The 11730-nt window shown below is 40.1% G+C and carries 6 protein-coding genes, 1 other RNA gene and 2 pseudogenes; 8 read left to right on the top strand and 1 reads right to left on the bottom strand.

What is annotated here, in order from left to right; all coding sequences use genetic code 11:
* Nucleotides 1-506 precede the first annotated feature (506 nt).
* Nucleotides 507-854: a transfer-messenger RNA gene (gene ssrA / locus HMPREF2619_RS06820) on the bottom strand.
* Between the two features lie 206 nt (nt 855-1060).
* Between ssrA and recJ the strand changes: the two genes are divergently transcribed.
* From recJ to uvrC, 8 genes and pseudogenes are all read left to right on the top strand, one after another.
* On the top strand, nt 1061-3286 hold the full coding sequence (recJ, locus tag HMPREF2619_RS06815; protein ID WP_070460282.1) for a single-stranded-DNA-specific exonuclease RecJ: 2226 nt from the start codon (nt 1061-1063) through the stop codon (nt 3284-3286).
* A 278-nt stretch (nt 3287-3564) separates the two neighbouring features.
* Nucleotides 3565-3705: pseudogene (locus HMPREF2619_RS11805) on the top strand (DUF2695 domain-containing protein); the annotation flags it as partial.
* A gap of 226 nt (nt 3706-3931) precedes the next feature.
* Complete coding sequence (locus HMPREF2619_RS06805; protein ID WP_070460261.1) at nt 3932-5593, top strand: ribonuclease J; 1662 nt, start codon at nt 3932-3934, stop codon at nt 5591-5593.
* A gap of 65 nt (nt 5594-5658) precedes the next feature.
* A complete protein-coding gene (locus HMPREF2619_RS06800) occupies nt 5659-6438 on the top strand; it encodes an alpha/beta hydrolase (protein WP_070460259.1) in 780 nt (259 codons plus the stop codon).
* 130 nt (nt 6439-6568) lie between these two features.
* On the top strand, nt 6569-7789 hold the full coding sequence (locus HMPREF2619_RS06795) for a peptidoglycan bridge formation alanyltransferase MurM (RefSeq protein ID WP_049494141.1): 1221 nt from the start codon (nt 6569-6571) through the stop codon (nt 7787-7789).
* A 4-nt stretch (nt 7790-7793) separates the two neighbouring features.
* Nucleotides 7794-8960: pseudogene (locus tag HMPREF2619_RS06790) on the top strand (peptidoglycan bridge formation glycyltransferase FemA/FemB family protein).
* 119 nt (nt 8961-9079) lie between these two features.
* Complete coding sequence (locus HMPREF2619_RS06785; protein WP_070460257.1) at nt 9080-9781, top strand: M57 family metalloprotease; 702 nt, start codon at nt 9080-9082, stop codon at nt 9779-9781.
* Nucleotides 9782-9849: 68 nt separating this feature from the next.
* Nucleotides 9850-11676, top strand: coding sequence for an excinuclease ABC subunit UvrC (gene uvrC, locus HMPREF2619_RS06780; RefSeq protein WP_045614564.1), 1827 nt, complete (start codon nt 9850-9852; stop codon nt 11674-11676).
* Nucleotides 11677-11730 lie beyond the last annotated feature (54 nt).

The following is an 11730-nucleotide window of genomic DNA, read 5'->3' as shown; positions in this document are numbered from 1 at the left end:
ACTTCTTGCAGCAGTGACAGGAGGACTCCTTATCTCTAAAAAACGTAAGGAAGAAGAGTAAGCCATTACTCAAATAAAGCAAATCTAAGAATCTTGATTCTATGAGATTGCTAGAAAAACCGTAAGAAGAAATTCTTACGGTTTTTTGATTGGGCTACTTAATGGAAAAGTGGTAAAAAGTAAATTTTTAAAATGCTAGAAAATTATAGAAATTAAAGTGGAGAATTTCTATCGAGTATCATTAGGATGGTTGCTATAAAATAAAAGTTAACTATTTATTTTTAAAATATGGAGATAGAGCCTTGTAAACTAGGCAAACAAAAAAGAGGTTGGGACAAAAGATCCCGACCTCACTTTTTATTAGGAATCAAACTTTGACGCGGTAGCTGATTGAACTTTTTGTTCGTCTTTTAGACTCCAAAAAGCTCCTAATCATCCTCGCGGGGCTGGGACTACGAAATCGAGACTTTGTCTATCGATTTCTGTCCCACCGCCTTTTTAAAATATAATGGAGCCGGTGGGAGTCGAACCCACGTCCAAACACCTGCTAACATATTTGTCTACAACCATAGGTTATGTATTGTTTTAACAGCTCCTTGACACATAACTCAAGCCTAGAAACTGCGAGTCTATAAATCTCTTATCAAACTGCTAGACAAAGTTTGATCGTATCTCGCTAATAATAAGACCTGTCATTGAACACGAGCAATCCAAATCGGGTCACGCCTGCTGGTTTTTAGGCAGCTAGAGCGTAAGAAGTGTTATTTTTTGCAGTTATATTTAACTGAGCGTTTACGTCGCCACACGAGTCGCAAAATATGCCTCATAATGCCTGTCGAATCCGTAACGACCCCAAAAGACAATACAATTATTATACCTTATCTGAGGGGAAATTGCAAAAGTCAAGTAAAAAAAGGAATGACACTTTGGCATGTATATGTTTTAAAAGTGACTGTTTAGAGCGATGAAGAGTCATCAAATTAGTTAGAAAATCAAGAGAAAAACTGAAAATCATGTTATAATAAAACGATAGAATCGTAAGAAAGAGTGGATGATTTTTTTGATAATTCCTACTTATAATTGGCAATTTGCTCCGCAAGTTGAAGATGCGGATTTTACAAAGATAGCTAAGAAAGCTGGTTTGGGACCTGAAGTAGCTCGTTTGTTATTTGAACGAGGCATCAAGGATGAGACCAGTCTGAAAAAATTTTTAGAACCTTCTTTGGAGGATTTGCATGATCCCTACCTTCTGCATGATATGGAAAAGGCAGTGGAGCGGATTCGCCATGCTATTGAGCAAGGGGAGTTGATTCTCATTTACGGGGACTACGATGCGGATGGGATGACTTCTGCTTCCATTGTTAAGGAAAGTTTAGAACAGTTGGGTGCTGAGTGCCTGGTCTATCTTCCCAATCGCTTTACGGATGGTTATGGTCCAAATGCCAGTGTCTACAAATATTTTATCGAACAGCAGGGTGTGTCTTTGATTGTGACGGTGGACAATGGTGTGGCGGGGCATGAAGCCATTGATTTGGCTCAGTCTATGGGAGTGGACGTTATTGTGACCGATCACCATTCTATGCCTGAAGTTTTACCAGATGCCTATGCTATTATTCATCCTGAACATCCAGGGGCGGACTATCCTTTCAAACATCTAGCGGGTTGTGGAGTTGCTTTTAAGCTAGCTTGTGCCCTTTTGGAAGAAGTGCAGGTTGAGTTGTTAGACTTGGTTGCTATCGGTACAATTGCCGATATGGTCAGTTTGACTGACGAAAATCGTATCATGGTCCAATATGGTCTTGAGGTCTTGCGCAATACTCAACGAATGGGCCTGCAAGAAATGTTTGAAATCGCTGGGATTTCGAGTAGCGATGTGACAGAAGAGACGGTTGGTTTTCAATTGGCACCACGTTTAAATGCCCTAGGACGCCTGGATGATCCCAATCCAGCTATTGATTTGTTGACTGGATTTGACGATGAGGAAGTGCATGAAATCGCCCTTTTGATTCATCAAAAGAATGAAGAACGTAAGGAAATTGTTCAGTCGATTTACGATGAAGCTAAAGGCATGGTGGATCCTGAGAAAAGTATTCAAGTTTTGGCTAAGGAAGGCTGGAATCCGGGAGTTCTTGGAATTGTAGCTGGGCGCTTACTTGAAGAACTGGGTCAGACAGTCATTGTCTTGAATATCGAAGGTGGACGCGCCAAGGGGAGTGCTCGAAGCATTGAAGCAGTCGATATCTTTGAAGCCTTGGACCCGCATCGAGAACTATTTATCGCCTTTGGTGGTCACGCAGGCGCTGCAGGTATGACCCTTGAAGCGGATAAGTTGGAAGTCTTATCTGATATTTTGGAAGCCTATATCCGAGAAAAAGGCGCAGATGCCCAAGGTAAAAACAATCTATTTTTAGATGAAGAACTGGATTTAGAGACCTTGAGTCTGGAGACGGTGAAAAGTTTTGAACGTCTAGCTCCTTTTGGGATGGATAACCAAAAACCTGTCTTCTATATTCGAGATTTTCAAGTTGAAAATGCTCGCGTTATGGGGGCTGGTAATGCTCATCTCAAGCTGAAAATTTCCAAAGGTGAATCCAGTTTTGAGGTGGTCGCTTTTGGTCAAGGGAAATGGGCGACTGAATTCTCACAGACCAAGCAATTGGAATTGGCGGTGACTCTCTCTGTCAACCAATGGAATGGACAAACCACCTTGCAGTTGATGATGGTTGACGCCCGTGTAGAAGGTGTCCAGCTCTTTAACATTCGTGGCAAGAATGCCCTGTTACCAGAAGGGGTAGCCGTTTTGGATTTTACGCAAGAGCTACCTGATGTGACCTCTTGTTCAGCTATTGTCGTGAAGAATATTCCTGAGGATATATCCCTCCTTAAGAAAATCTGTCAGGAGCAGGAATTTTCAGCTCTTTACTTTAAAAATGATATAGCCAAGGCTTACTATTTGACGGGCTATGGCACAAGAGAGCAGTTTGCAAAATTGTATAAAACCATCTATCAGTTCCCAGAGTTTGACATTCGCTATAAACTCAAGGATTTGGCGGCCTATCTCAAGATTGAGCAAATCTTGTTAGTCAAAATGATTCAGATATTTGAAGAGCTTGGTTTTGTGACCATTGAAAATGGAGTCATGAGGGTGAATAAAGAGGCTGAAAAGCGTGATATAGCTGAGAGTCAGATTTATCAAAAGCTGAAACAAACTGTTAAAGATCAAGAGATTATGGCTCTTGGAACAGTCCAGGAAATCTATGATTTCTTAATGGAAAAAAATGAATAGAAATAGAAAGAGTTGGCTTGCTGACTCTTTTTATATTCATGAATAAGCTCCAATTGGAGTCGGTTTTGTGTTATAATGAGGAAAGAGGACTAGTTGGCAGATAAACTGGTCAAAGGAAAGTCTAGAGGTGTCAAATGGATAAGCTGAAGAAAAAGAGATTACGAGCGGACTATAAAAAGCAAGAAAGACAAAAATTCGAAGAAAGTTTGCCCCTGTCTAGGGAGCTCTTTTTTGACTTGTTTGACTTTTTGGATGTATAGCTTGAATATCAAACTTGTCAGGACGATTTTTTATTAACACAAACATTTCTAGAAGAGCACAATGTGGATGTCGAAACAGTTAGAGACTTTTTAGAAGCAAATGGAGCCTACTGTGACTGCGAAGTGCTATTCAATGTCGCGGAAAGATTTGAAGAGTGACAGGCAGCTAGTCAGAAAACATTCTTTTGAGGAGCTTGTAGTTCTCACTTGTTTGTGCATTTGAGAAGAGTTATTGATAGTTCTTTAACTGGAAACCTTAATTTTGAAAATTAGTAAAAAAATGGTATAATGAATGGAAAAGATTCGGCTGAAAGTGAATTGAACTTTCAGAAAAAGAGAGCATTAAAAGCTCTACAAACAGTAGAAGTGACTATTCGGAGGAAAAATGAATACTATTAAACTAACAACACTTGGGGGTGTACGTGAAAATGGTAAAAACATGTACATCGCAGAAATTAACGACTCGATTTTTGTATTAGATGCAGGCTTGAAATATCCTGAAAATGAACAGTTGGGTGTCGATGTCGTTATTCCAAATATGGACTATTTGTTTGAAAATAGCGACCGTATTGCTGGAGTTTTCTTAACACACGGGCATGCGGATGCGATTGGGGCCCTTCCTTATCTCTTGGCAGAAGCTAAGGTTCCTGTATTTGGCTCAGAATTGACTATCGAACTGGCTAAACTCTTTGTTAAGGGAAATGACAGCGTCAAGAAATTTGATGATTTCCATGTGATTGATGAAAATACAGAGATTGATTTTGGTGGAACGATAGTGTCCTTTTTCCGTACAACCCACTCTATCCCAGAAAGTTTGGGTGTGGTTTTGAAAACATCTGAAGGCAACATCGTCTATACAGGAGATTTCAAGTTTGACCAAACAGCTAGTGAATCTTATGCCACTGACTTTGGACGTTTAGCCGAAATTGGTCGTGAAGGAGTCCTGGCTCTTCTAAGTGATTCTGCGAATGCAGATAGCAATATCCAAGTAGCCAGTGAAAATGAAGTTGGTGTAGAAATCACGCAAACCATCTCTGACTGGGATGGACGCATCATCGTTGCTGCAGTTGCAAGTAACCTTTCTCGTATCCAGCAAGTTTTTGACGCAGCTGCGGAGACAGGACGTCGTGTTGTCTTGACAGGATTTGATATTGAAAATATCGTCCGTACAGCGATTCGTCTGAAAAAATTGTCTCTAGCAAGTGAAAATCTTTTGATTAAACCAAAAGATATGACGCGTTTTGAAGATCATGAGTTGATCATTCTTGAAACTGGACGTATGGGTGAACCCATTAACGGCCTACGCAAGATGTCTATCGGTCGTCACCGTTATGTTGAAATCAAAGAAGGTGACCTAGTTTATATCGTTACAACACCATCTATCGCCAAGGAAGCGGTTATGGCACGTGTAGAAAATATGGTCTATCAAGCAGGTGGAGTTGTTAAGCCAATTACTCATAGCTTGCGTGTGTCAGGACATGGGAATGCGCGTGATTTGCAATTGATGATCAATCTCTTGCAACCTCAGTATCTCTTCCCGATCCAAGGAGAATACCGTGAGTTGGATGCCCATGCTAAGGCTGCTATGGCAGTTGGTATGCTACCAGAACGTATTTTTATCCCTAAAAAAGGGACTACTATGTCTTACGAGCATGGGGACTTTGTTCCATCTGGTGCAGTTACAGCAGGCGATGTTTTGATTGACGGGAATGCTATTGGAGATGTTGGGAATGTCGTTCTTCGTGACCGTAAGGTCTTGTCAGAAGATGGGATTTTCATTGTGGCTATCACTGTTAACCGTCGTGAGAAAAAAATCATTGCTAAAGCTCGAGTGCACACGCGTGGATTTGTCTATCTCAAGAAGAGCCGTGATATCTTGCGCGAAAGTACAGAGTTAGTCAATCAAACAGTAGAAGACTATCTACAAGGTGAAGAGTTTGATTGGGCGGAACTCAAAGGTAAGGTACGTGATCATTTGGCCAAGTTCCTCTTTGACCAAACCAAGCGTCGCCCAGCTATCTTACCAGTAGTCATGGAAGCAAAATAGGATCAAATAGCAAGAGAAAGTCGAGTTTCGGCTTTTTCTTATCTTAAATGAATAAGGAGCAAGTTATGGCAGTAATGAAGATTGAGTATTACTCAGAAGTTTTAGATATGGAGTGGGGAGTGAATGTTCTCTACCCTGATGCGTCTCGGGTTGAGGAGCCAGATTCTACAGATATTCCTATTCTTTATCTCCTTCATGGGATGTCAGGGAATCACAACAGTTGGCTCAAACGGACCAATGTAGAGCGCTTGGTGCGAGGGACCAATCTGATTGTTGTCATGCCTAATACAAGTAACGGTTGGTATACAGATACTCAGTATGGCTATAACTACTATACAGCTCTAGCAGAAGAACTGCCTAAAGTGCTCAAACGTTTCTTCCCTAATATATCTAGCAAGCGTGAAAAAACTTTTATCGCTGGCCTTTCAATGGGAGGCTACGGTTCCTTCAAGTTGGCTTTGTCAACCAATCGTTTCTCACACGCAGCTAGTTTTTCTGGTGCTCTCAGTTTTGAGGAATTTTCTCCTGAAAGTCAAGATTTAGGGACGCGTGCCTACTGGCGAGGTGTTTTTGGTAAGCTTGATAACTGGGAAACTAGCCCTTACTCACTTGAAACACTCGCTAAAAAGTCTGATAAGAAAACCAAGCTCTGGGCTTGGTGTGGTGAACAAGATTTCTTGTATGCTGCCAATAACCTAGCGGTGAAGAACCTCAAAAGGCTTGGTTTTGATGTGACCTATAGCCATAGTGCAGGAACTCATGAATGGTATTATTGGGAAAAACAATTGGAACGGTTTTTGGCTACACTGCCGATTGATTTTGTTTTGGAAGAGAGATTGAGCTAGTTTTTTATCGATAAAATAATATAGACTATTTCTCTAAGGTTAAAAATGAAAATGAGAGTTTATTTTCACTAGACTTTTTAATTGAAAGTAGTAAAATAGTAATGAGATACTAGGTGAAAGAGAGTGAGATATGTATCGTTATCAAATTGGTATTTCTTCGTTAGAGCATGATCGATTTATCGAACAACATGAGTTGGTCAATATATTACAAAGCAGTGCCTGGGAAAAAGTGAAATCTGATTGGAATCATGAGAGACTTGGTGTTTATGAAGGGAAAACATTACTGGCTGTGGCTAGTATTCTCATTAAGTCTCTGCCTTTGGGGTATAAAATGTTTTATATTCCAAGAGGTCCCATATTGGATTATAGGGATACAGAACTTTTAAAGTTTGTCCTGCAGTCTATTAAGTCTTATGCTCGCAGTAAGAGAGCGGTTTTTGTGACTTTTGACCCAAGTATTTGCCTATCTCAAAGTTTAATCAATCAGGAAAAGACAGAATATCCTGAAAATTTGGCTATTATTGATAGTTTGCAACAAATGGGAGTAAGGTGGTCAGGAAAAACGGAGGAAATGGGAGACACTATTCAACCTCGTATTCAGGCGAAAATATACAAGGAAAATTTTGAAGAAGATAAACTTTCTAAGTCAACAAAACAGGCTATTCGAACAGCGCAAAATAAGGGAGTAGAGATCCAATTTGGTGGAACTGAATTATTAGCGCCTTTTTCCTTTTTGATGAAAAAAACCGAGAAGCGAAAAGAGATTCATTTGAGGAATGAAGATTATTATAAAAAATTGTTAGATAATTTTAAGGACAAGGCCTATATCACGTTGGCAACCTTGGATGTCTCTAAACGTTCGCAAGAATTAGAAGAACAGTTAGCGAAAAATAGAGCCTTGGAAGAGACGTTTACTGAGTCGACTCGCACTTCAAAAGTAGAAGCGCAGAAGAAGGAAAAAGAACGTTTGTTAGAGGAATTGACTTTCTTGCAGGAATATATAGATGCAGGTCAAGCAAGAGTTCCTTTAGCAGCTACCTTGACTTTAGAATTCGGACAAACTTCTGTCAATCTATATGCTGGTATGGATGATGTTTTTAAACGTTATAATGCACCAATTTTAACTTGGTATGAAACAGCTCGCTATGCCTTTGAGCGAGGTATGGTGTGGCAAAATTTAGGTGGTGTTGAAAACTCTCTCAATGGTGGACTTTATCATTTTAAGGAGAAATTTAATCCAACGATTGAAGAATACTTGGGTGAATTTACAATGCCCACTCATCCTCTCTATCCTCTGTTAAGACTTGCTCTTGATTTCCGTAAAACATTAAGAAAAAAACATAGAAAGTAAGTACATGGCACTAATTACACTCACGAAAGAAGAGTTTCGTACTTACTTCTAATCAGGTTTCTTCTCGTTCCTTTATGCAATCTGTCCAGATGGGTGATTTGATAGAAAAAAGAGGAGCTCAAATTGTTTATCTTGCTTTAAAACAAGAAGGAGAAATTCAAGTTGCAGCTCTGGTTTATAGCTTGCCTATGCTAGGTGGTCTGCATATGGAGCTCAATTCGGGGCCGTTTTATACCCAACAAGATGCCCTTCCAGTTTTTTATGCGGAGTTAAAAGAATATGCCAAGCAAAATGGTGTATTAGAGTTGCTTGTAAAACCCTATGAGACCTGTCAAGCTTTTGACAGTGATGGGAAGCCAATAGATGAAGAAGAAAAAGTATTATCCAAGATTTGTGTAATTTAGGCTACCAATTTGATGGTTTGCCAACCGGTTATCCTAATGGCGAAGTTTTTTGGCATTTTATCAAAGATTTGGAGGGTTACGATGAGAAATCTTTGCTGAAATCCTTTAATAAAAACAGTATTCGAAATATTCAATCAGCATATGATTTTAATCTGATTGTAAGAAATATAGAACGAGATGAAATTTCAAAATTCAAACAAATTATTGAAGAAACAGGGAAGAGACAAGGGTTTAAGGATAAGAATTTAGATTATTACTGTAAATTGTATGATGCTTTTGAGGACAAGACGGCTTTTCTAATTGCTGAAGTGAATCCTAAAAAATCAATCGAAGCTCTCGATGTGAAGCAGGCTGGTCTTGATGAAAGGTCAAAGCAATTTAAACAGCAATATCAAGCTTTACAAAAGAAAAAAGATCTTTTGAGGAACTTGGATAGTGAATCTGACAACATTGCTTTAGCTTGTGCTTTAATCATTTACACAAATACGGAAGTAGCATATTTGTTTGGAGGCTCATTTACAGAGTATCAGAAGTTTTCTGCTCCGTTTTTGCTTCAATATCATGCAATGAAGCAGGCTCTGGAAAGAAAAATTGGCAAATACAATTTTCTGGGTATTCAAGGGATTTTTGATGGAAGTGATGGCGTATTACGATTTAAGTAGAACTTTAATGGTTATATTGTGAGAAAGGCAGGAACTTTCCGATATTATCCAAATCCAATCAAGTTTAAGTGTTTACAATTTTTGAAAAAAATAATCGGAAGATAAGTGAACAAAGTGGTTTTAGTTTTCTTTCAGCTTACTCGAGTAAAATAAGAAATCTATCTTTAGAATGGGAAACCTTGGCTAAAAGATAGATTCTTATTTTTTTAGAAAGGCGGGAAATCATGTTCTGGATTATACGTGTTCTATGTCGATTGTTACTAGGGATTTGGCGCATGTTCTGGCGCCTTGTGTGGACTCTGGTAGTCTTAATGCTCATTGCTTTAGGGATTCTCTGGTATGTGACGGGAGATTTATCTGGTGTCTTCAATCAAGCGGGGCAACTTGTTCAAGTTGGTCAAGCAGGTTGGCATCAATGGCAAGAAACTGGTAAGTTGCAAGGCTTGTCTCAGACCGATCATCATCAAGATTCAGGAGTAAAATGGTCCCAAGCGCAGGCGACAATTTATATTGATCCCCAAATGGATACAACCTTTCAAAAGGCTTATGCCGAAGCTATTGCAAACTGGAATCAGACTGGCGCTTTTAATTTTGTAGTTGTGACAGAACCTGACCAAGCAACTATTTTTGCGACTGAAATGAATGATGGTTCCACATCTGTTGCCGGTGAGGCGGAGAGTCAGACAAACCTCCTAACCAAACAATTCATTTCAGTGACCGTTCGCCTGAATCATTATTATTTATCTAATCAAAACTATGGCTATACCTACGACCGCATCTTGCATACAGCAGAGCATGAGCTAGGGCATGCCATTGGTTTGGAACATACCAATGAAGTTTCGGTCATGCAGCCAGCGGGGTCATACTATGGTATTCAGGCTCAAGATGTTCAAGCAGTTCAGAAACTTTACGGCTCTGGAGAATAAGTGTTTTTAAGCTCAAATAGGACTTCTTGATGTCAGCAATGGTAAGGAGTTTTTGCTATAATGGAACTATGAATAACTTGATCAAATCAAAACTGGAGCTCTTGCCAACTAGTCCAGGTTGTTACATCCACAAAGACAAGAATGGGACCATCATCTATGTGGGGAAGGCTAAAAATCTGCGTAATCGTGTACGGTCCTATTTCCGTGGAAGTCATGATACCAAGACAGAAGCCTTAGTATCTGAAATTGTGGATTTTGAGTTTATCGTTACGGAGTCCAATATTGAGGCTCTTCTACTTGAAATCAACCTGATTAAGGAAAACAAGCCTAAATACAATATTATGCTCAAGGACGATAAGTCCTATCCTTTTATCAAAATTACCAATGAGCGTTATCCTCGTTTGATTATTACCCGTCAGGTCAAGAAAGACGGAGGACTCTATTTTGGTCCCTATCCGGATGTGGGCGCGGCCAATGAAATCAAACGGCTATTGGATCGGATTTTCCCTTTTCGCAAGTGTACCAATCCTCCTTCTAAGGTTTGTTTTTATTACCATATCGGCCAGTGTATGGCTCATACGGTTTGTCGCAAGGATGAAGCTTATTTTAAAGCTATGTCCCAAGAAGTCTCTGATTTTCTCAAGGGACAAGACGATAAAATCATTGATGACCTCAAGGAGAAGATGGCTGTGGCAGCCCAAAGTATGGAGTTTGAACGTGCCGCGGAATACCGTGATTTGATTCAGGCTATTGGCACCCTTCGGACTAAGCAACGAGTCATGGCTAAAGACCTCCAAAACCGTGATGTATTTGGTTACTACGTGGATAAGGGTTGGATGTGTGTTCAGGTTTTCTTTGTCCGTCAAGGTAAACTGATTGAACGCGATGTCAATCTCTTCCCTTACTACAACGATCCAGACGAGGATTTCTTGACCTATGTGGGGCAATTTTACCAGGAGAAATCTCACCTGATTCCCAATGAAATCCTGATCCCTCAAGATATTGACGAAGAAGCTATCAAGGCTTTGGTGGATACAAAGGTTCTCAAGCCCCAACGAGGGGAGAAGAAGCAACTGGTTAATCTGGCTATCAAAAACGCTCGTGTTAGTTTAGAGCAGAAGTTTAATCTGTTAGAGAAATCAGTTGAAAAGACTCAAGGAGCTATTGAAAATCTTGGACGACTTCTACAAATTCCAACCCCAGTCCGTATCGAGTCTTTTGATAACTCTAATATTATGGGGACTAGTCCAGTCTCTGCCATGGTTGTTTTTGTTAACGGAAAACCGAGCAAGAAGGATTACCGTAAGTATAAAATCAAGACTGTGGTCGGACCAGATGACTATGCAAGTATGCGAGAGGTTATTCGTAGACGTTATGGACGAGTCCAGCGTGACGGTTTGACACCACCAGATTTAATCGTCATCGATGGTGGTCAGGGTCAGGTCAATATCGCTAAACAGGTCATTCAAGAAGAGTTGGGGTTAGATATTCCGATCGCAGGCCTGCAAAAGAATGACAAGCACCAAACCCATGAATTGCTCTTTGGAGACCCACTTGAGGTGGTAGAGTTGTCTCGCAATTCTCAAGAATTTTTCCTCCTGCAACGCATTCAGGATGAAGTCCACCGCTTTGCCATTACCTTCCACCGACAACTACGTTCTAAAAATTCCTTCTCCTCTCAATTGGATGGAATTGAAGGCTTGGGTCCAAAACGCAAGCAGAATTTGATGAAATATTTCAAATCTCTGACAAAAATCAAGGAAGCCAGTGTGGATGAGATTGTCGCTGTTGGTATACCAAGAGCAGTGGCAGAGGCAGTTCATCATCACCTGAATCCAGAAGTAGACTCAGGGCTAGCTCAAGTAGCTGAGAAGCCTGTCGAGTATAAGGAATAAAGCAACAGTGGAATGTTTTAGCTTTAGTGAGTGCAAGCTAGTCGGATTTGTGGT

The sequence above is a fragment of the Streptococcus sp. HMSC074B11 genome (genome assembly GCF_001808705.1).
Lineage (GTDB): Bacteria > Bacillota > Bacilli > Lactobacillales > Streptococcaceae > Streptococcus.
Note: the sequence above shows the minus strand (reverse complement) of the source record. Positions and strands in the feature narration are given on the sequence as shown.